Genomic DNA, 21,502 nt, shown 5'->3' with positions numbered 1-21,502 from the left:
AACCATTACTTTTTAAAATCGTTTTATAAATTAATTGGTATGGCAAATAGTTTTTTAATATTGTATTATTTAAAATAAAAATAATATATATATTTATTATTGGTTGTCTGGTTGGTGGAGGGTGAAATAAATTTTTATTGTTTGAATTTTTATTCGTATATAAAAGGAAATGTGGCATTGCTTTGTAGGAAAACGGTTGGTAAATGCATAACTCATCTATCGTTTGCCATTTTTTTGCTAAGAATAAAAACATATTGTCCATAATGATTAATTCTTTTATCAAATATCTTTCTCCGCGAATACTGCTCTCATAACAAGACAGGGGAGCAGACAATTATGGCAATTTCATCGCGTAACACACTTCTTGCCACACTGGCATTCATCACTTTTCAGGCGCAGGCGGTGAACGTCACCGTGGCGTATCAAACCTCCGCCGAACCGGCGAAAGTGGCTCAGGCTGATAACACCTTTGCCAAAGAGAGCGGGGCGACCGTGGACTGGCGCAAGTTTGACAGCGGAGCCAGCATCGTTCGGGCGCTGGCTTCTGGCGACGTGCAAATCGGTAATCTCGGTTCCAGCCCGTTAGCGGTCGCTGCCAGTCAGCAGGTGCCGATTGAAGTCTTTTTGCTGGCGTCAAAATTGGGTAACTCCGAGGCGCTGGTAGTTAAGAAAAACATCAGCAAACCCGAAGATCTGATTGGCAAACGCATCGCCGTGCCGTTTATCTCCACCACGCACTACAGCCTGCTGGCAGCGTTGAAACACTGGGGCATTAAACCCGGACAAGTGGAGATTGTGAACCTGCAACCGCCAGCGATTATTGCCGCCTGGCAACGGGGAGATATTGATGGCGCTTATGTCTGGGCACCTGCGGTTAATGCGCTGGAAAAAGACGGCAAGGTGTTGACAGACTCAGAACAGGTCGGGCGGTGGGGCGCGCCGACGCTGGACGTTTGGGTAGTGCGCAAAGATTTTGCCCAGAAACATCCTGATGTGGTGAAAGCGTTCGCTAAAAGCGCCATCGATGCCCAGCAACCGTACATTGCGAATCCGGACGCGTGGCTGAAACAGCCGGAAAACATCAGCAAACTGGCGCGCTTGAGCGGTGTACCGGAAGCTGACGTACCGGGGCTGGTCAAGGGAAATACCTATCTGACGCCGCAGCAGCAAACGGCAGAACTGACCGGAGCGGTGAACAAAGCGATCATCGACACCGCGCAGTTTTTGAAAGAGCAGGGTAAAGTTCCCGCCGTGGCGAATGATTACAGCCAGTACGTTACCTCGCGCTTCGTGCAATAAAAGGAGGCGCGAATGCTGCAAATCTCTCATCTCTATGCCGATTATGGCGGTAAACCGGCGCTGGAAGATATCAACCTGACGCTGGAAAGCGGCGAACTGTTGGTGGTGCTGGGGCCGTCCGGCTGCGGCAAAACCACTTTGCTGAATCTGATTGCTGGTTTTGTGCATTATCAGCAAGGCAGCATTCAACTGGCGGGCAAGCGTATCGAGGGACCGGGTGCAGAGCGCGGGGTGGTTTTTCAGAATGAAGGGCTGCTGCCGTGGCGTAATGTGCAGGATAACGTGGCGTTCGGCCTGCAACTGGCGGGGATGGAGAAAAAGCAACGTCTGGAAATCGCTCACCAAATGCTGAAAAAAGTCGGCCTGGAAGGTGCAGAAAAACGCGACATCTGGCAGCTTTCCGGCGGTCAGCGTCAGCGGGTAGGGATTGCCCGCGCGCTGGCGGCTAATCCCCGGATGTTATTACTCGACGAACCGTTTGGCGCGCTGGATGCCTTCACCCGCGACCAGATGCAAATACTGCTGCTGAAACTCTGGCAGGAGACAGGCAAGCAGGTGTTGTTGATTACCCATGATATAGAAGAAGCGGTGTTTATGGCGACCGAACTGGTTCTGCTTTCACCGGGGCCGGGTCGTGTGCTGGAGCGTCTGCGGCTCAACTTCGCCCGCCGCTTTGTTGCGGGTGAGTCGAGCCGCAGCATCAAGTCCGATCCACAATTCATCGCCATGCGCGAATATGTTTTAAGCCGCGTATTTGAGCAACGAGAGGCGTTCTCATGAGTGTGCTTATTAATGAAAAAATGCATTCGCGTCGGCTGAAATTGCGCTGGCCGCTCTCGCGTCAGGTCACTTTAAGCATTGGCACACTAGCGGTTTTACTGACTTTATGGTGGGCAGTGGCGGCGCTGCAACTGATTAGCCCGCTGTTTTTGCCGCCGCCGCAACAGGTACTGGCAAAACTGCTCACCATTGCCGGAACGCAAGGATTTATGGACGCCACGCTGTGGCAGCATCTGGCAGCCAGCCTGACGCGCATTGTGCTGGCGCTACTTGCGGCGGTGTTAATCGGCATTCCGGTTGGGATCGCCATGGGGCTAAGCCCGACGGTGCGCGGCATTCTGGATCCGGTAATTGAACTGTATCGCCCTGTGCCGCCGCTGGCCTATTTGCCGCTGATGGTGATCTGGTTTGGTATTGGTGAAACCTCGAAGATCTTACTGATCTATTTAGCGATTTTTGCACCGGTGGCGATGTCGGCGTTGGCAGGGGTGAAAAGCGTGCAGCAGGTTCGCGTTCGTGCCGCGCAGTCGCTGGGCGCCAGCCGCACGCAGGTGCTGTGGTTTGTCATTCTGCCTGGCGCGCTGCCGGAAATTCTCACCGGATTACGTATTGGTCTGGGGGTTGGCTGGTCTACGCTGGTGGCGGCGGAGCTGATTGCCGCGACGCGCGGTTTAGGTTTTATGGTTCAGTCAGCGGGTGAGTTTCTCGCAACTGACGTGGTGCTGGCGGGGATCGCGGTGATTGCGATTATCGCCTTTCTTTTAGAACTGGGTCTGCGTGCGTTACAGCGCCGCCTGACGCCCTGGCATGGAGAAGTACAATGAGTGAACGTCTGAGCATTACCCCGCTGGGGCCGTATATCGGCGCACAAATTTCGGGTGCCGACCTGACGCGTCCGTTAAGTGATAATCAGTTTGAACAGCTTTACCATGCGGTGCTGCGCCATCAGGTGGTGTTTCTGCGAGATCAAGCCATTTCGCCACAGCAGCAACGCGCGCTGGCCCAGCGTTTTGGCGAGCTACATATTCATCCTGTTTACCCTCATGCCGAAGGGGTTGAGGAGATTATCGTACTGGATACCCATAACGATAATCCGCCGGATAACGACAACTGGCACACCGATGTGACATTTATTGAAACGCCGCCAGCGGGAGCGATTCTGGCAGCGAAAGAGTTGCCATCAACCGGGGGCGATACGCTATGGACCAGTGGTATTGCGGCGTATGAGGCGCTCTCTGTTCTCTTCCGTCAGTTGTTGAGCGGGCTGCGCGCGGAGCATGATTTCCGTAAATCGTTCCCGGAATACAAATACCGCAAAACGGAGGAGGAGCATCAACGCTGGCGCGAGGCGGCAGCGAAAAATCCTCCTTTACTACATCCGGTGGTGCGAACGCATCCGGTGAGCGGTAAACAGGCGTTGTTTGTTAATGAAGGATTTACCACGCGAATTGTCGATGTCAGTGAGAAAGAGAGCGAAGCCTTGCTAGGCTTTTTATTTACCCATATCACCAAACCGGAGTTTCAGGTGCGCTGGCGCTGGCAGCCAAATGATATCGCGATTTGGGATAACCGCGTGACTCAGCACTATGCGAATGCAGATTATCTGCCACAGCGGCGGATTATGCATCGGGCGACGATCCTCGGGGATAAACCGTTTTATCGGGCGGGGTGAAACGAGCGCGGACGGTCCCCTCGTGTGGCGAAAGAAAGGTGATTTAGATAAAACGAATACGGACGGTCCCCTCGAGCGGCGAAAGAACGGTGATATAGATGAAGCGAGTGCGGACGGTCCCCTCGCCCCCTTGGGGAGAGGGTTAGGGTGAGGGGGCGTTCACCGTACTTTCAACAGGTTAACTCCCCCTTTCTGAGAGGAAACAAAATTAACGCAGAATCTTCTTCTCAGCCAGATCCAGCGCAAAGTAGCTGAAAATCAGATCCGCACCCGCACGCTTAATCGAACCTAAGCTTTCGAGCACTACTTTCTCTTCATCTATAGCACCCGCCAGCGCGGCGAACTTAATCATCGCGTACTCGCCGCTTACCTGATACGCGCCAATCGGCAGTTCAGTACGTTCACGCAGCTCACGCACGATGTCCAGGTACGCTCCGGCTGGTTTAACCATCAGGCAGTCTGCGCCCTGAGCTTCATCCAGCAGTGATTCACGAATCGCTTCGCGACGGTTCATTGGGTTCATCTGATAGCTTTTGCGGTCACCTTTTAATGCGCTTCCGGCAGCTTCACGGAACGGACCATAAAAGGAGGAAGCGAACTTGGTCGAATACGACATGATCGCCGTATCTTTAAAACCCGCAGCGTCCAGCGCCTGACGAATCGCCTGTACCTGACCGTCCATTGCGGCGGAAGGGGCGATGAAGTCTGCACCCGCAGCAGCAGCGACCACTGCTTGTTTGCCTAAATTTTCGAGGGTCGCGTCGTTGTCGACGCCGTGCTCGCACAGCACACCGCAGTGACCGTGAGAGGTGTATTCGCAGAAACAGGTGTCTGACATAACGATCATTTCAGGCACGGTCTGCTTGCAAATGCGTGACATACGCGCCACCAGACCATCTTCCCGCCAGGCATCGCTGCCCGTTTCATCGGTATGGTGAGAGATGCCGAAAGTCATTACTGACCGAATACCGGCGTTGGCGATACGTTCGATTTCGCGCGCCAGATGTTTCTCTGGAATACGCATTACGCCCGGCATGGCTTCAACGGCTTTGTAGTCGTCAATTTCTTCTTCAACAAAGATCGGCAACACCAGGTCGTTAAGGCTAAGTGTTGTCTCTTCAAACATAGCGCGCAGCGCAGGAGATTTGCGCAGGCGACGAGGGCGTTGGATTAAGTCTGTCATGGTCTGCCTGATGTTTGTGGAATCGAGGGACATAGTATACCTGAAGCAGGGCGGGGGTGTTTTACGAAAGTTGTCGCGATGTTGACAAGAAGAGAATGAAAGACCGGCCTGGACATCTTTTTAATATAAATAGCAATATTTTCATATTCACTGAAAATATTTTTAATTTTTATTGATTCTCCCTAATTATTGTTTTTGGGTGTTTGACTGCGCTGTTAAAAATAGAATGGCTTAAAGTTCATTGTTTATTAATACATTATTTGTCTAATTTGCTGATGTAATATTTGTAGAGTATATGACTTTGAAATCAATGCTGTCATTAACAGATTGAAATGCCGAGTCTTTGTCTATTTTTGTGATCTGTGTTTACACGTTATTCATATATGTCCACATTCGGACTTAGGGGAAAGAATAATTGAACCATTCATCTGTAACGCCGCATAATCGTAAACGCGAAACATAATATGTTTTCTATGCATTGATAATTGATGGATCAACTTATTACGTCCCTGAGGAGGGATGACAAATGCACTCCTGGAAAAAGAAACTTGTAGTATCACAATTAGCATTGGCTTGCACTCTGGCTATCACCTCTCAGGCTAATGCAACTACTTATAATACCTTCGGGTATCATGATGACTCAACCACTCTGTTCAATTGGGGTGACAATACTTTAGTTGATCATGACTATCTGACTTATGGTGGTTATGTATACGACCACGCAGCTGATGGATACTTTGATACAACCTTTAACGGAGATACTGTTAACGGTGTAATTTCTACTTATTACCTGAATCACGATTATGGTACAGATACTGGTAATACATTGAACATCAGCAACTCAATTGTTCATGGTATGGTTACATCTGACCAAATTGGTTACGGTGATTACCATTGGAGCAACGGTAGCGATTACACCGGCCACGATTGGGTAGATGGTGACATCTTCACTCTGAACATCGCTAAGTCTACTATTGACGACGATTTTGACGCATTCTACTTCACTGATACTTATCTGGATGCAGACGGTAAAACAGCGAAGACAGATTATGATCGTCTGGTAACTGCTGGACTTGGTACTGCCGTTACTCTGGAAGTTGAAAGTAACATCAATATCAGCAACAACTCCCATGTTGCAGGTATTACTCTGGTTCAAAACGATCTGGGTAATGCGACTTACAACACCGAAGGACATCAGTGGGACAACAACATCGTTGTTAATGATTCTACTGTAACTTCAGGGTCCTGGACTGAAGACGAGCAATCAGATCGTGGTCATTTCGGCAACTCTGTTGAACCAAGTGACTACGCTAATGGCGCATCTGCTGCTGATGATGTTGCATTAGCCTTTATCGATGATGAGACCTCTGATTATCGTATGGTCAACAACGTTACTTTCAACAACTCCCAGTTACTGGGCGATGTTGTATTTGACAGCACCTGGAACGCAAACTTTGATGCGACGGGGCACTTGGTTGACAACTCTACCTCCGTTTACACTCACGGCGGTTGGGCTACTGACGATCAGAACGTCGATCACTTGAACCTGACTCTGAATAACACCAAATGGGTTGGTTCAGCGAATATTGATTATGACGTTGTTGTTGCTGACGAAGCTTTCTACGACGTAGCACCGAACAGCCTGAACCCGTACGCTTCTTACTCTGAAGATGGCTGGAACCGTGTTGATAACGCTAATGCATTCCAGAGTGGCGTATTCGACGTTGTTCTGAACAACGGTTCTGATTGGGAAACCACCAAAACTTCCCTGATCGATACCCTGGCTATCAACAGCGGCTCTCAGGTTAACGTGAGTGCAGATTCTTCCCTGACTTCTGACACCATCACCCTGAACGGTGGTTCTTCAATGGAAGTTAACGGTGAAGTTAACACCGATCACCTGACCATTGATACCTTCTCTACCGTTAACTTCGGTGGCGATACTGCTTCAGCCTGGACATCAGCACCGCTGTATGCCAACACCATTACCGTTACTAACGGTGGTGTGCTGGATGTAAACACCAACATGAATGACATCTCCAGCGTATTTGCGACTGATACTCTGGAACTGACCAGCGGCAACCTTAACGATAACAACGGCAACGTTTATGCAGGTGTGTTTGATATTCATAGCAATGACTACATCCTGAATGCAGACCTCGTCAACGATCGTACCAACGACACCAGCAAAGCTAACTACGGCTATGGTGTGATTGCGATGAACTCTGATGGTCACCTGACTGTTAATGGCAACAACGACATTAACAACGGCGACGAAGTTGACAACAGCTCTGTTGACAACGTAGTTGCTGCAACCGGTAACTACAAAGTTCGTATCGACAACTCAACTGGCGCTGGCGCGATTGCTGATTACGCAGGTAAGCAGCTCATCTATATCGATGATACCAACACCAACGCTACCTTCTCTGCTGCTAACAAAGCTGACTTGGGTGCATACACCTATCAGGCTGAACAGCGCGGTAACACCGTTGTTCTGCAACAGATGGAGCTGACCGACTACGCTAACATGGCGCTGAGCATCCCGTCTGCAAACACCAATATCTGGAACCTGGAACAAGACACCGTTGGTACTCGTCTGACCAACTCTCGTCATGGCCTGGCTGATAACGGCGGCGCATGGGTAAGCTACTTCGGTGGTAACTTTAACGGCGACAACGGCACCATCAACTATGATCAGGATGTTAACGGCATCATGGTCGGTGTTGATACCAAAGTTGACGGTAACAACGCTAAGTGGATCGTCGGTGCAGCAGCAGGCTTCGCTAAAGGTGACATGAACGACCGTTCTGGTCAGGTAGATCAAGACAGCCAGTCTGCCTACATCTACTCTTCTGCTCGCTTCGCGAACAACATCTTTGTTGATGGTAGCCTGAGCTACTCTCACTTCAACAACGATCTGTCTGCAACCATGAGCAACGGTACTTACGTTGACGGTAGCACCAACTCCGACGCTTGGGGCTTCGGTTTGAAAGCCGGTTACGACTTCAAACTGGGTGATGCTGGTTACGTGACTCCTTACGGCAGCGTTTCTGGTCTGTTCCAGTCTGGTGATGACTACCAGCTGAGCAACGACATGAAAGTTGACGGTCAGTCTTACGACAGTATGCGTTATGAACTGGGTGTAGATGCAGGTTATACCTTCACCTACAGCGAAGACCAGGCTCTGACTCCGTACTTCAAACTGGCTTACGTCTACGACGACTCTAACAACGATAACGATGTGAATGGTGATTCCATCGATAACGGTACTGAAGGGTCTGCGGTACGTGTTGGTCTGGGTACTCAGTTCAGCTTCACCAAAAACTTCAGTGCCTATACCGATGCTAACTACCTCGGTGGTGGTGACGTAGATCAAGACTGGTCCGCGAACGTGGGTGTTAAATATACCTGGTAATATTCTTCACTGCGAAGAAATAGGTAATTTAATCTAAATAATGCCCGTCAAGGATTTGACGGGCATTACTGCAAAGGACGCGCAAATGTTATCTGTAGTTAAACCGCTTCAGGAATTTGGTAAGCTCGATAAATGTTTGTCCAGATACGGCACTCGCTTCGAGTTTAATAATGAAAAGCAAGTTATATTTTCAAGTGACGTTAATAGCGAAGACACATTCGTTATTTTAGAAGGTGTTATCTCTCTGCGTAGAGAAGAAAATGTACTTATCGGTATTACCCAAGCTCCTTTTATTATGGGACTGGCTGATGGTTTAATGAAAAACGATATACCATACAAATTAATATCAGAAGGAAACTGTACGGGATATCATCTGCCTGCCAAACAAACCATTTCTCTGATTGAACAACATCAACTCTGGCGTGACGCTTTTTACTGGTTAGCATGGCAAAATCGAATTCTGGAATTACGTGACGTTCAGCTTATTGGACATAATTCTTACGAACAAATTCGCGCCACTTTATTATCAATGATTGACTGGAATGACGAATTACGCGCACGTATTGGTGTGATGAATTATATCCATCAACGTACACGCATATCACGTTCCGTCGTCGCAGAAGTTCTCGCGGCTTTGCGCAAAGGCGGCTATATCGAAATGAATAAAGGCAAACTGGTCGCTATCAACCGTTTGCCTTCAGAGTATTAATCAGGACGCGGGGATGACCAGCGGTTTATTCCCGCTCAGTTCGGTTACCAGATCATTGATACCATCGCTCATGTTTTTAAAGCGAGTCAACGGCGAGCGAGTGACGACCACAAAAGCACCAATATTTTTTTGCGGGATCATCGCCATATAGGTAATGAATCCGCCGCCGCCACCAGTTTTCTGAATAATTCCCGGACGCCCATCTTTCGGCGCCATATATACCCAGCCTAAACCGAGCGCATCCGCTCTGCCAGGTACATCCATGCCGATCACTTTCGTAAACTGCGCGCGTTGATAAATCAGCGTCTGCATACGATCCGCCTGGTTACTGCGCTGATAAAAATCAGACGACAAATACTGCTGCATCCAGCGCATCATATCGCCAGGCGTGGAATAGACGCCGCCGCTACCGATTGCCGCCAGCGTGTTATTGCACGGACTGGCACCGCGCTCGGCAACCATTAAACGTCGGCACTGATCTGGCGATGGCGTGTAGGTGGTGTCTTTCATCCCCAACGGACGAGTGATCTGCTCTTCAAACAACTGTGTATAAGGCTTTCCGGACGCATTCGCCAGCGCATCCGCCAGCAGATCAAACGCAAGGTTAGAGTATGCAGCCTGACTGCCGGGCGCGGCTTTCAGCTTCGCCGTAGAAAGGTATTTCCAGCGTTGTTCGCGTGTCGGCCAGACAAACACCGGACGATTTGCTGCACCGCCAGGCTGTTCACGCGGCAGGGCGCTGGTATGGGTTGCCAGATTCACCAGCGTAATGGGCTTTCCATTGTAGGTCGGCACGCGTGTGCCTGGTGGAGCATATTTACTTAACGGGTCGTTTAACCTCACCGTGCCTTGATCGAGCAGCTTAACCAGCATTTCACTGGTCATCAGTTTAGTGAGGGACGCAATTCGGACTACAGAGTCTAATTGTGGGCGAACGTTATTACCGGGACGCGTTTCCCCATAACTGCGAAAGACGCGCTGATTACCGTCAATAACGACCAGTGCCATCCCCGTGGCACCGCTGCCGTAAAAAATATGATCGGCATAGCGATCGACAATATCAGAGGCGAACTCCGGTTCGGTGATCGGCTGTGCCGCATGGACGGAGGTCAATGACGCCGCACACAGCACGGCAGAAAAAAGCAGACTACGTTTCAACGGTGGTGTCCATAAATTAAATGAAGGTAACTGAGCGTATTTATACTACTCATAGATGGATTGCAAAGGGCGAATTAGTGCAATAATAGTGCTAAAAACGTAACGGCGCGTAAACACGATCTTTTTCCTGAGCACCAATGCCTGCATTTGTGATCCTGCGCGTGTGAATCTGCTAATGTAAACAATCCTTTGTTTGTGAAATCCGTCGAAACAATTCTTACGGTCAGCATGACGAACTAAGTACCTTGCCGTTGGTCACAATGGGCGGTTTCATTTAGCTGGCTCCTCGGAGCAATCATGCGGTTAATGCACAGCAGTTGTTAAAACGATAAGAAGTTAGCAGGAGAGCATATGTTTAAGTCTTTTTTCCCAAAGCCGGGAGCCTTTTTTCTCTCGGCCTTTATTTGGGCACTGATTGCCGTGATCTTCTGGCAAGCCGGTGGTGGTGATTGGGTGGCGCGTATCACCGGAGCTACTGGGCAGATCCCGATTAGCGCCGCACGTTTCTGGTCGTTAGACTTCCTGGTTTTTTACGCTTACTACATTGTTTGTGTAGGGCTTTTTGCGCTGTTCTGGTTTATCTACAGTCCGCATCGTTGGCAATACTGGTCAATACTCGGCACTGCGCTGATTATCTTCGTTACCTGGTTTCTGGTGGAAGTTGGGGTTGCCGTCAACGCCTGGTATGCACCGTTCTATGATCTGATTCAAACCGCGCTAAGTTCGCCGCATAAAGTCACCATCGAACAATTTTATCGCGAAGTGGGCGTCTTTCTGGGAATCGCGCTGATTGCTGTGGTGATCAGTGTGCTGAACAACTTCTTTGTCAGCCATTACGTGTTTCGTTGGCGTACGGCGATGAACGAATATTACATGGCGAACTGGCAACAACTGCGTCATATCGAAGGTGCCGCTCAGCGTGTGCAGGAAGATACTATGCGTTTTGCCTCAACGCTGGAGAATATGGGGGTCAGTTTTATCAACGCTATCATGACGTTAATCGCTTTCTTACCGGTACTGGTGACGCTCTCCGCACATGTACCGGAATTGCCGATTATCGGGCATATACCATATGGACTGGTGATTGCAGCCATCGTATGGTCGTTGATGGGAACCGGATTGCTGGCGGTTGTGGGTATCAAACTGCCGGGGCTGGAATTTAAAAACCAACGCGTAGAAGCGGCTTATCGTAAAGAGTTGGTCTACGGTGAAGATGATGCATCGCGCGCGACGCCGCCAACGGTACGTGAGTTGTTCAGCGCCGTGCGGAAAAACTATTTCCGCCTCTATTTTCACTATATGTATTTCAACATCGCCCGTATCCTCTATTTGCAAGTCGATAACGTTTTCGGTTTGTTCCTGCTGTTTCCGTCGATTGTTGCCGGTACGATTACGCTCGGACTGATGACGCAAATTACCAACGTTTTCGGTCAGGTTCGTGGTGCTTTCCAGTATCTGATTAACTCGTGGACTACGCTGGTTGAGCTGATGTCTATCTACAAACGTCTGCGTAGCTTTGAACATGAGCTGGATAGTGACAAAATTCAGGAAGTAACCCATACGTTGAGTTAAAAAGGAGAGGTAATGTCGCAGGTCACTCGTCTTTCTTCGCTTTCATTATTGGTGGTTCTGGTTTTAGCGGGGTGTAGTAGTCAGGCTCCGCAACCGTTGAAAAAGGGCGAAAAAGCGATAGATGTGGCGAGCGTGGTGCGGCAGAAGTTACCCGCCAGCGTGAAAGACCGCGATGCCTGGGCGAAAGATCTTGCCACCACTTTTGAAAGTCAGGGGCTGGCACCGACGCTGGAAAACGTCTGCTCGGTGCTGGCAGTGGCGCAGCAGGAGTCAAATTATCAGGCAGATCCGGTTGTTCCGGGCTTAAGCAAAATTGCCTGGCAAGAGATTGACCGTCGCGCCGAACGGATGCATATCCCCGCGTTTTTGGTTCATACCGCGCTAAAAATTAAATCGCCAAACGGCAAAAGTTACAGCGAACGGTTAGATTCCGTGCGTACAGAAAAGCAGTTAAGCGCGATTTTTGATGATCTGATCAGCATGGTGCCGATGGGGCAGACGCTGTTTGGTTCGCTCAACCCGGTACGCACCGGTGGGCCGATGCAGGTCAGCATTGCTTTTGCCGAACAGCACACCAAAGGTTATCCGTGGAAAATGGACGGAACGGTACGTCAGGAAGTCTTCAGTCGTCGCGGTGGCTTGTGGTTCGGTACTTACCATTTACTGAATTATCCTGCGAGTTACAGTGCGCCAATCTTCCGTTTTGCCGATTTTAACGCTGGCTGGTATGCCAGCCGGAATGCCGCGTTTCAGAACGCGGTCAGTAAAGCCAGCGGCGTGAAGCTGGCGCTGGATGGTGATTTAATTCGCTATGACAGCAAAGAGCCTGGGAAAACAGAATTGGCAACGCGCAAACTGGCGGGCAAACTGGGAATGAGCGACAGCGAAATCCGCCGACAGTTAGAGAAAGGGGATAGCTTCTCTTTTGAAGAGACGGCGCTGTACAAGAAAGTTTATCAGCTTGCAGAAGCGAAAACGGGGAAATCTCTGCCACGAGAGATGTTGCCTGGGATTCAGTTGGAAAGCCCGAAAATCACCCGTAATCTTACCACCGCATGGTTTGCGAAGCGCGTTGATGAACGACGTGCGCGTTGTATGAAACAGTGATCAATCGAGAACACCAGGCCAGATAAGGCGTTTTAGGCCGCATCTGGCAAAGTAAATCTTACTGGCGGCGATGTCGCCAGTGCAGCCATAGTGCCACCACTGCAAAAATGAAGCAGCCAACTAAAAACGGGATCAGCCCGAAAATAGTGCCGACTCCCAGACCAATTTCCACCCGTGGACGGCCTGTCTCTTGCACCTGCATCAAACGCTCATAAACGCCGGGCGCATGTACCAGGAGATTAAGCAATTGCGCCCCAGCCCAAAAGCAAAACAGTACAAACAGCGCATAGGCAATGTTGCCAGGCGTTGAAGAGGCGTTGCGATATTTTCCGCTAAACAGCGATTTTGACAGGGTGAAATCAGCCATAAAAACCTCCGGAAGTCATCTGCTTCTCTTCTGGTGTGATACCAGCGGCTTATGGCAAGTCTGACAGGTCATTTAGATTGTCAATATCAGAATCATGGTAAATTGATGGTGGGAATATTCCCGAAGCGTGAATATTCGCCATGAGTCACAAAACGGTAACTTTAAGTTAAATTTTTTAACGATACGGGAAATGCTGTCTACACCACAGACGTATGTTATCGATTATGCGAGGATGTGATTTTTCGTTAACGGAGCCGCCATGAATCTGCCTGTAAAAATCCGCCGTGACTGGCACTATTATGCGTTCGCTATTGGCCTGATTTTCATTCTTAACGGTGTGGTGGGGTTGCTGGGATTTGAAGCAAAAGGCTGGCAAACCTATGCAGTCGGTCTGCTGACGTGGGTGATTAGTTTCTGGCTGGCGGGAATGATTATTCGTCGTCGCGAAGAGGATACTGAAAACGCCCAATAACAGAGGATTGGGCGTTCTGGAGTGCTGACAAAGTGCTCGTTGTTTTGCCGGATATGGCTTGAACGTCTTACCCTGCCTACAAAATAGTGAAAAATCAATACATTGCAATTATCTGGTAGGCCTGGTAAGCGAAGCGTATCAGGCAATCTTACGTTTACTATCAGTCTTAAACGCCCAATAAAAATATTACCGGGCGATTGAAAATTACATAGTGGTTTTCAATGCGTTATCCGCAGCATAACGTTCCAGTGCCAGCTCAATCAAACGCGTGATTAGGTCGGTGTAACTCAGGCCGCTGGCTTGCCACAATTTCGGATACATGCTGATATTAGTGAAGCCTGGCAGCGTGTTGATCTCGTTGATCACCACTTCGTTTTCCGGCGTTAAAAAGACGTCTACACGCGCCATGCCAGCACATCCCAACGTCTGGTAAGCCTTAACCGCAATCGCCCGGATCTTATCGTTGATTTCTGGCGCAATGGTCGCCGGAACCACCACTTTTGCACCATCTTCATCAATGTATTTGGTGTCGTAGGCGTAGAAATCACTGGTCAGTACGATCTCGCCACAGGTGCTGGCTTGCGGATTGTCGTTGCCCAGAACTGCGCATTCGATCTCACGACCTTTGATCCCTTGCTCAACGATCACTTTATGATCGAACTCGAACGCCAGATCGACGGAAATTGCGTACTGTTCTTCACTGGTTACTTTGCTGACGCCTACGGAGGAACCCTGATTAGCCGGTTTTACAAACAGCGGTAACCCCAGTTTAGACTCCACTTCGGCAAAACTGATGTTGTGACGATTAGCGCGCGTCAGGGTAATAAATGGCGCAATGTTTAGCCCGGCATCGCGCAGCAGACGTTTGGTGACATCTTTATCCATACATGCAGCAGAAGCCAGAACATCGGAACCAACAAATGGTAAATTGGCGACGCGTAACATCCCCTGCAGGGAGCCATCTTCGCCCAGCGTACCGTGGACAATCGGGAAAATGACATCCACCGTTGGTAATGGTTGACCATTCTGTGCATCAATAAGCTGGTGTTCATGTTTACCCGGCACCTGCGCAAGGCTGGTCGCCGAAGGACGCAACGCAATATGGGCAGGATCGTCTGCGTTTAGCAGATAATTGCTGGCATCGCTGACGTGCCATTGCCCTTGTTTATCAATGCCCAGCAGCACAACGTCGAAGCGACTTTTATCAATGGCATCAACAATGTTTTTTGCCGATTGCAAAGACACTTCATGTTCCGCTGATTTTCCACCAAAAACGATACCTACCCGCAGTTTTTCCATCTTAAAAACCTATCCCGTCGAACATAAAGCACATACATTACCACGACAAAACGGTTGATTCGCGGCCTTCTGACAGAATGTTGCAATCTTCTGGTCACAAAGCGCCCAGCGTACTGACTGAGAAATATCAATGGCTAAATTATGTGCGTTATATCACAAAAATGATGAACGGGAAGCTAATTTATCTCTGGTATTAACCATGGTTCAATCAGTGAATAGCTTAATAATAAGTTAACGAAGTAAATATATTTCATAACTTTTTATTATATTAATGCTTTATAATTGAATAGCTGTTTTATTTATAAGGGAATTATTTAAATAAGAGAAACGTTTCGCTGATAAATATGTGCAAATATTTTTGCAAAGTATTTCCTGTGTCATAAAAATACTACTTACAACCCCTATGCAGTTATGAAGCATAATGTTAACTTCTCCATACTTTGGATAAGGAAATACAGACATGAAAAATCTCATTGCTGAGTTGTTATTTAAGCTTGCCCAAAAAGAAGAAGAGTCGAAAGAACTGTGCGCGCAGGTTGAGGCACTGGAGATTATAGTCACCGCGATGCTTCGCAATATGACGCAAAAAGACCAACAGCAGTTGATTGATCAGGTTGAGGGGGCACTGTACGCGGTAAAGCCCGATGCCAGCATTCCTGACGACGATACGGAGCTGCTGCGCGATTACGTAAAAAAGTTATTGAGGCATCCTCGTCAGTAAAACGTTAAACCTTTTCAACCGTTGTCATAAAGCTGTCACGGCAGAGACTTATAGTCGCTTTGTTTTTATTTTTTACTGTATTTGTACATGGAGAAAATAAAGTGAAACAAAGCACTATTGCACTGGCTCTCTTACCGTTACTGTTTACCCCTGTGACAAAAGCCCGGACACCTGATGTACCCATTCTGGAAAAACGAGCTGCACAGGGAGATATTACTACGCCGGGCGGCGCTCGCCGTTTAACTGGCGATCAGACTGCTGCCTTGCGTGATTCTCTTAGCGATAAACCGGCGAAAAATATTATTTTACTTATTGGCGATGGAATGGGGGATTCGGAAATAACTGCCGCACGAAATTATGCCGAAGGTGCGGGCGGTTTTTTTAAAGGAATCGATGCCTTACCGCTTACCGGACAATACACCCACTACTCGCTGGATAAAAAAACCGGTAAACCGGACTATGTCACCGACTCCGCTGCATCAGCAACCGCCTGGTCAACTGGCGTCAAAACTTATAACGGCGCGCTGGGCGTCGATATTCATGAAAAAGATCATCCAACGATTCTGGAGATAGCAAAAGCCGCAGGACTGGCGACCGGCAACGTTTCAACGGCAGAATTGCAGGATGCCACACCCGCTGCGCTGGTGGCGCATGTGACATCGCGCAAATGCTACGGACCGAGCGTGACCAGTGAAAAATGCCCAAGTAATGCGCTGGAAAAAGGCGGTAAAGGTTCCATTACCGAACAACTTCTTAACGCCCGTGCCGATGTTACGCTTGGCGGCGGTGCAAAAACGTTTGCAGGAACGGCAACCGCCGGTGAGTGGCAGGGAAAAACGCTGCGTGAACAGGCGCAGGCTCGCGGCTATCAGTTAGTGAGTGACGCAGCGTCGCTGGAGGCAGTAACAGAGGCAAATCAGGATAAACCGCTACTTGGGCTGTTTTCTGACGGCAATATGCCAGTTCGTTGGGAAGGGCCGAAGGCGTCTTATCACGGTAATATCGATAAACCCGCAGTAACCTGTACCCCGAATCCGCAACGAAATGACAGTGTGCCGACGTTAGCGCAGATGACCGATAAAGCTATTGAGTTATTGAGTAAAAACGAGAAAGGATTCTTCCTGCAAGTTGAAGGTGCATCTATCGATAAACAGGATCATGCCGCTAATCCTTGTGGGCAAATTGGTGAGACGGTTGACCTCGATGAAGCGGTACAACGTGCGCTTGAGTTTGCCAAAAAAGATGGCAATACATTGGTGATAGTTACCGCTGACCACGCTCACGCCAGCCAGATTGTCGCGCCGGATACCAAAGCTCCGGGTCTGACTCAGGCATTAATGACCAAAGATGGCGCGGTGATGGTAATGAGCTACGGTAACTCGGAAGAAGATTCACAAGAACATACCGGCAGCCAGTTGCGTATTGCCGCTTATGGTCCGCACGCTTCCAACGTGGTTGGTCTGACCGATCAGACCGATCTCTTCTACACCATGAAAGCCGCGCTGGGTCTGTAGTCAAAACGCATCCGGCGGTGAATTTTTGCCGCCGGTTGGTATTTTTTCTGTTAGCAACCAGACTTAAAGGCAGATCACGGGCGCAAACGCTCCTGGTTAAAATGTGAAGAGGGATGGTGCTATGAAAATAACATTACTGGTTACCCTGTTATTCGGTTTAGTTTTTTTAACCACTGTCGGCGCTGCCGAGAAGACGTTAACCCCGCAACAACAACGTATGACTTCCTGTAATCAACAGGCGACGGCGAAGGCGTTGAAAGGAGATGCCCGTAAGACGTATATGAGTGATTGCCTGAAGAACAGCAAATCTGCGCCCGGCGAGAAGAGCTTGACGCCGCAGCAGCAGAAGATGCGTGAATGCAATGGCCAGGCGACGCAGCAATCTCTGAAAGGCGATGATCGCAATAAGTTTATGAGCACTTGCCTTAAGAACGCCGCCTGATTCCTGATAGTGCTAACGGGTGAGCTAAGAAAATGGCTCACCCGAAATATCATACTTCCGCTTTTCGCCCCATCTCTATAATTTGGGAAAATTGTTTCTGAATGTTCCCAAAAATAATGAATGATGAAAATTTTTTCAAAAAAGCGGCGGCGCACGGGGAGGAACCACCATTAACTCCTCAAAACGAACATCAGCGTTCCGGGCTGCGCTTCGCCCGGCGCGTCAGGTTACCCCGTATGGTAGGACTGGCGGGGATGTTCTTACCGATTGCTTCAACGCTGGTTTCGCATCCGCCGTCGGGCTGGTGGTGGCTGGTGTTAGTGGGCTGGGCTTTTGTCTGGCCGCATTTAGCATGGCAGTTAGCGAGCAGAGCCATTGATCCGCTTGGTCGGGAAATTTACAACTTAAAAACCGATGCGGTGTTAGCGGGAATGTGGGTAGGCGTGATGGGCGTAAACGTGCTGCCTTCGATCGCGATGTTGATGATTATGTGTCTGAATTTGATGGGAGCCGGTGGCCCTCGTCTGTTTGTCGCTGGTCTGGTGCTGATGGTCGTTTCCTGCCTTGTCACCCTCGAACTGACGGGTATCACGGTGTCACTAAATAGTGCGCCGCTGGAATGGTGGCTCTCACTGCCCATTATCGTCATTTATCCTTTGCTGTTTGGCTGGGTTAGCTATCAGACGGCAACAAAACTTGCAGAACATAAACGCAGATTGCAGGTAATGAGCACCCGTGATGGCATGACGGGCGTTTACAACAGGCGTCACTGGGAACTAATGTTGCGCAATGAGTTTGATAATTGTCGGCGACATAACCGCGATGCGACGTTGTTAATCATCGATATCGACCATTTCAAAAGTATCAACGACACCTGGGGCCACGATGTGGGCGATGAAGCGATAGTTGCTCTCACTCGTCAGTTACAAATTACTCTGCGCGGTAGTGATGTGATTGGTCGTTTTGGGGGGGATGAATTTGCGGTGATTATGTCTGGTACGCCAGCAGAAAACGCCATTACCGCCATGTTACGGGTACATGAAGGGTTAAATACATTACGTTTACCAAATACGCCGCAGGTCATGTTGCGGATAAGTGTCGGTGTCGCGCCGCTGAGCCCGCAAATGAGTCACTATCGTGAGTGGCTGAAATCGGCAGATATGGCACTTTATAAAGCAAAGAAAGCCGGACGTAACCGCACCGAAGTGGCGGCCTGACGTCCGGGGAGAGTGCATCAGGACTTGCTAAGTTTTTCTGATTTTTCCATACACTTCGTCATTGCTTCGATCACTGCGGCACGGAAACCTTTCTCTTCCAGTACGCGCACTGCTTCAATGGTGGTGCCTCCTGGTGAGCAAACCATATCTTTCAACGCGCCCGGATGTTCTCCGGTTTCCAGCACCATTTTTGCAGAACCCATTACCGCCTGGGCGGCAAATTTATACGCCTGCGCGCGTGGCATTCCCCCCAACACGGCTGCGTCGGCCATCGCTTCGATAAACATAAAGACATAGGCAGGAGAAGAACCACTCACGCCGACCACCGGATGGATCATTGGTTCGGCAATCACTTCCGCCTCGCCAAAGCAGCGGAAAATATTTAGCACATCAGCAGTATCTTCCGGGGTTACCAGCGCGTTTGGCGTTACGGAAGTCATCCCGGCATTGACCAGCGCAGGGGTATTTGGCATAGCGCGGATAATTTTCCGGTCATGGCCCAGTGCGCGGGCAAGTTGGTCGAGTGTGACGCCCGCTGCAATAGAGACAACCAGCGAGTCTTTATTCAGGCTGGACGTGATTTCACTAAGCACTTTGATCATGATGCCCGGTTTAACGGCGGCAAAAACGATGTCGGTGATTTGTGCCACTTCCTGCGCTGACTCTGCGGCGTTGATGCCGAATTGATCGTGTAAAGCAGCGACTTTATCCGGGGAGGGGGTATACACCCAGATTTGCCCTGGAAGCACCTGACCACTGGCAATCAGACCGCCGAGAATGGCTTTTCCCATATTACCGCAGCCAATAAAACCGATTTTCTTTTCCATTGCCTCACTCCTGCCGTGAAATTCATTGTTTTGATAATCGCTGGCAGAAGCATAAACAGAACTATGCCGGAAGGCAAAAGCGCGACACAATAGAGGATTACCCAACAAAGGATGAGTTTATGACAATTTGGGTGGACGCCGATGCGTGTCCCAATGTAATTAAAGAGATTTTGTATCGCGCGGCTGAACGTATGCAAATGCCGCTGGTACTGGTGGCTAACCAGAGTTTACGTGTACCGCCATCGCCATTTATTCGCACGCTGCGCGTCGCGGCAGGTTTTGACGTTGCCGATAATGAAATTGTACGTCAGTGTGAAGCGGGCGATTTGGTGATCACCGCAGACATTCCTCTGGCTTCTGAAGCCATTGAGAAGGGAGCAGCGGCACTTAATCCACGTGGTGAACGTTACACGCCAGCGACCATTCGTGAACGTCTGATGATGCGCGATTTTATGGATACCTTACGCGCCAGTGGTATCCAGACCGGAGGGCCAGATAGCTTTTCGCAGCGTGACCGCCAGGCATTCGCAGCAGAACTGGAAAAGTGGTGGCTGGAAGTGCAACGTAGTCGCTCATGAATGTAATTTATTAGTTACACTTCTTTCTTGAGCATTTCTTGGTATAGTAAAGAGTGTATTGAAAATTTCACCCTAAGTGGAATTATTTCTTTACAATCGAAATTGTACTAGCTTGATGGTATGATCGCTATTCTTACGAACCCGGCTTTCGCCGCATTGCGACCTTTTGGGGAAAACCCACGATGACACAACCTCTTTTTCTGATCGGGCCTCGGGGCTGTGGTAAAACAACGGTCGGAATGGCTCTTGCCGATTCGCTTAACCGTCGGTTTGTCGATACCGACCAGTGGTTGCAATCACAGCTCAATATGACGGTCGCGGAGATCGTCGAAAGGGAAGAGTGGGCCGGATTTCGCGCCAGAGAAACCGCAGCACTAGAAGCGGTGACAGCACCATCGACCGTTATCGCCACGGGGGGCGGCATTATTCTGACGGAATTTAATCGTCACTACATGCGTAATAACGGGATTGTGGTTTATCTGTGTGCGCCAGTAGCGGTACTGGTTAATCGTCTGCAAGCAGCACCCGAAGAGGATTTGCGACCAACCTTAACCGGAAAGCCGCTAAGTGAAGAAGTTCGGGAAGTGCTGGAAGAACGCGATGCGTTATATCGTGAAGTCGCGCATATTATCATTAACGCTAATAATGAACCCAGTCAGGTGATTTCTGAAATTCGTAGCGCCCTGGCACAGACGATCAATTGTTGACTCCCGAGCGCCTATACTTAACGTTCATCCCGTGAAATAAGGAAGAACGATGCCAACGAAACCGCCTTATCCTCGTGAAGCATATATTGTAACGATTGAAAAAGGAAAACCAGGGCAGACCGTAACCTGGTATCAGCTCAGAGCCGATCATCCCAAACCTGACTCTTTAATCAGCGAACATCCGACCGCTCAGGAAGCGATGGATGCTAAAAAACGCTATGAGGATCCTGACAAAGAGTGACCGTATCAGACTGCTCGGAAGGGACTCTGAGTGCTACTACAAAGGATCTGCGTCACATTTTTCACAATTCATGTTTTTCAAATAATTAGAATATTAAACAATAACAATCTATTACTGGAATCATTTGGAATCTTTACATTATTCCGGGCGCGTCTACTGCTACGCTTTTTGTCATTTGTAGCACAGGTAAGTGCCAGCAGTGGTGCTTAACATTTGCCCGGT

General features: G+C 49.2%; 22 protein-coding genes. 16 read left to right on the top strand and 6 right to left on the bottom strand.

The window, feature by feature from the left end; translation table 11 throughout:
* Positions 1-262, bottom strand: a 262-nt coding sequence (locus tag A7098_RS24035; RefSeq protein WP_206748918.1) for a hypothetical protein, incomplete at its 3' end; no start/stop codon positions are given.
* A gap of 74 nt (positions 263-336) precedes the next feature.
* On the opposite strand from A7098_RS24035, the gene tauA reads away from it, so the two are divergent.
* From tauA to tauD, 4 genes are read left to right on the top strand one after another with little or no spacing between them, the layout of a single operon-like run.
* The gene (gene tauA / locus A7098_RS20560; RefSeq protein WP_105281368.1) at positions 337-1,299 is read left to right on the top strand and encodes a taurine ABC transporter substrate-binding protein; all 963 of its coding nucleotides are present in this window, start codon (positions 337-339) and stop codon (positions 1,297-1,299) included.
* A gap of 12 nt (positions 1,300-1,311) precedes the next feature.
* A complete protein-coding gene (gene tauB, locus A7098_RS20555; protein ID WP_105281367.1) occupies positions 1,312-2,079 on the top strand; it encodes a taurine ABC transporter ATP-binding subunit in 768 nt (255 codons plus the stop codon).
* Positions 2,076-2,903, top strand: coding sequence for a taurine ABC transporter permease TauC (gene tauC / locus A7098_RS20550; RefSeq protein WP_000114626.1), 828 nt, complete (start codon positions 2,076-2,078; stop codon positions 2,901-2,903). The genes tauB and tauC overlap by 4 nt, the downstream gene beginning before the upstream one ends.
* Positions 2,900-3,751, top strand: a complete 852-nt coding sequence (gene tauD, locus A7098_RS20545; RefSeq protein WP_105281366.1) for a taurine dioxygenase — start codon at positions 2,900-2,902, stop codon at positions 3,749-3,751. Before tauC ends, tauD begins: the two co-directional genes overlap by 4 nt.
* A 208-nt stretch (positions 3,752-3,959) precedes the next feature.
* Here tauD and hemB read toward each other — a convergent pair whose 3' ends face one another.
* Positions 3,960-4,934: a porphobilinogen synthase gene (gene hemB / locus A7098_RS20540; protein ID WP_001295337.1), complete on the bottom strand. Its 975-nt coding sequence runs from the start codon at positions 4,932-4,934 to the stop codon at positions 3,960-3,962.
* Positions 4,935-5,460: 526 nt separating this feature from the next.
* On the opposite strand from hemB, the gene A7098_RS20530 reads away from it, so the two are divergent.
* Together A7098_RS20530 and iprA are read left to right on the top strand one after the other, a co-directional pair.
* Positions 5,461-8,349: an autotransporter outer membrane beta-barrel domain-containing protein gene (locus tag A7098_RS20530; RefSeq protein WP_105281365.1), complete on the top strand. Its 2,889-nt coding sequence runs from the start codon at positions 5,461-5,463 to the stop codon at positions 8,347-8,349.
* An 85-nt stretch (positions 8,350-8,434) separates the two neighbouring features.
* Complete coding sequence (iprA, locus tag A7098_RS20525) at positions 8,435-9,058, top strand: hydrogen peroxide resistance inhibitor IprA (protein ID WP_010344702.1); 624 nt, start codon at positions 8,435-8,437, stop codon at positions 9,056-9,058.
* Here iprA and ampH read toward each other — a convergent pair whose 3' ends face one another.
* Positions 9,059-10,216: a D-alanyl-D-alanine-carboxypeptidase/endopeptidase AmpH gene (gene ampH / locus A7098_RS20520; RefSeq protein WP_105281364.1), complete on the bottom strand. Its 1,158-nt coding sequence runs from the start codon at positions 10,214-10,216 to the stop codon at positions 9,059-9,061.
* 351 nt (positions 10,217-10,567) lie between these two features.
* On the opposite strand from ampH, the gene sbmA reads away from it, so the two are divergent.
* Together sbmA and yaiW are read left to right on the top strand one after the other, a co-directional pair.
* Entirely contained in the window at positions 10,568-11,788 is a 1,221-nt protein-coding gene (gene sbmA / locus A7098_RS20510) for a peptide antibiotic transporter SbmA (protein WP_000477003.1), read from the top strand.
* A 12-nt stretch (positions 11,789-11,800) separates the two neighbouring features.
* Positions 11,801-12,895 (top strand): surface-exposed outer membrane lipoprotein YaiW, encoded by a 1,095-nt coding sequence (gene yaiW / locus A7098_RS20505; protein ID WP_105281363.1) that lies wholly within the window; start codon positions 11,801-11,803, stop codon positions 12,893-12,895.
* Positions 12,896-12,953: 58 nt separating this feature from the next.
* Here yaiW and A7098_RS20500 read toward each other — a convergent pair whose 3' ends face one another.
* The gene (locus A7098_RS20500) at positions 12,954-13,262 is read right to left on the bottom strand and encodes a YaiY family protein (RefSeq protein ID WP_000763150.1); all 309 of its coding nucleotides are present in this window, start codon (positions 13,260-13,262) and stop codon (positions 12,954-12,956) included.
* 259 nt (positions 13,263-13,521) lie between these two features.
* Here A7098_RS20500 and A7098_RS20490 point away from each other — a divergent pair, with 259 nt between their 5' ends.
* A complete protein-coding gene (locus tag A7098_RS20490; protein WP_016159209.1) occupies positions 13,522-13,734 on the top strand; it encodes a DUF2754 domain-containing protein in 213 nt (70 codons plus the stop codon).
* A gap of 204 nt (positions 13,735-13,938) precedes the next feature.
* Here the strand turns inward: A7098_RS20490 and ddlA are convergent, their stop codons facing one another.
* The gene (ddlA, locus tag A7098_RS20485) at positions 13,939-15,033 is read right to left on the bottom strand and encodes a D-alanine--D-alanine ligase (RefSeq protein ID WP_105281362.1); all 1,095 of its coding nucleotides are present in this window, start codon (positions 15,031-15,033) and stop codon (positions 13,939-13,941) included.
* A gap of 460 nt (positions 15,034-15,493) precedes the next feature.
* Between ddlA and iraP the strand changes: the two genes are divergently transcribed.
* The 4 genes from iraP to adrA all read left to right on the top strand — a co-directional run bounded on the left by iraP (position 15,494) and on the right by adrA (position 18,927).
* Positions 15,494-15,754, top strand: coding sequence for an anti-adapter protein IraP (gene iraP / locus A7098_RS20475; RefSeq protein ID WP_000792977.1), 261 nt, complete (start codon positions 15,494-15,496; stop codon positions 15,752-15,754).
* A gap of 101 nt (positions 15,755-15,855) precedes the next feature.
* Positions 15,856-17,268: an alkaline phosphatase gene (gene phoA / locus A7098_RS20470; RefSeq protein WP_105281360.1), complete on the top strand. Its 1,413-nt coding sequence runs from the start codon at positions 15,856-15,858 to the stop codon at positions 17,266-17,268.
* A gap of 121 nt (positions 17,269-17,389) precedes the next feature.
* Complete coding sequence (psiF, locus tag A7098_RS20465) at positions 17,390-17,710, top strand: phosphate starvation-inducible protein PsiF (protein ID WP_010344700.1); 321 nt, start codon at positions 17,390-17,392, stop codon at positions 17,708-17,710.
* 101 nt (positions 17,711-17,811) lie between these two features.
* The gene (adrA, locus tag A7098_RS20460) at positions 17,812-18,927 is read left to right on the top strand and encodes a diguanylate cyclase AdrA (RefSeq protein WP_000484073.1); all 1,116 of its coding nucleotides are present in this window, start codon (positions 17,812-17,814) and stop codon (positions 18,925-18,927) included.
* A 17-nt stretch (positions 18,928-18,944) separates the two neighbouring features.
* Here adrA and proC read toward each other — a convergent pair whose 3' ends face one another.
* A complete protein-coding gene (gene proC, locus A7098_RS20455) occupies positions 18,945-19,754 on the bottom strand; it encodes a pyrroline-5-carboxylate reductase (protein ID WP_010344698.1) in 810 nt (269 codons plus the stop codon).
* 119 nt (positions 19,755-19,873) lie between these two features.
* Here proC and A7098_RS20450 point away from each other — a divergent pair, with 119 nt between their 5' ends.
* From A7098_RS20450 to yaiA, 3 genes are all read left to right on the top strand, one after another.
* On the top strand, positions 19,874-20,332 hold the full coding sequence (locus tag A7098_RS20450) for a YaiI/YqxD family protein (RefSeq protein WP_000158147.1): 459 nt from the start codon (positions 19,874-19,876) through the stop codon (positions 20,330-20,332).
* A gap of 182 nt (positions 20,333-20,514) precedes the next feature.
* On the top strand, positions 20,515-21,039 hold the full coding sequence (gene aroL, locus A7098_RS20445; protein WP_000193398.1) for a shikimate kinase AroL: 525 nt from the start codon (positions 20,515-20,517) through the stop codon (positions 21,037-21,039).
* Between the two features lie 49 nt (positions 21,040-21,088).
* A complete protein-coding gene (gene yaiA, locus A7098_RS20440) occupies positions 21,089-21,280 on the top strand; it encodes a protein YaiA (protein ID WP_001142439.1) in 192 nt (63 codons plus the stop codon).
* The last annotated feature ends 222 nt before the right edge of the window (positions 21,281-21,502 follow it).

Source organism: Escherichia sp. MOD1-EC7011, assembly GCF_002965005.1.
Taxonomy (GTDB): Bacteria; Pseudomonadota; Gammaproteobacteria; order Enterobacterales; family Enterobacteriaceae; genus Escherichia; species Escherichia ruysiae.
The sequence above is the reverse complement of the archived record's forward strand: the minus strand, read 5'-3'. Positions and strand labels throughout refer to the sequence as shown.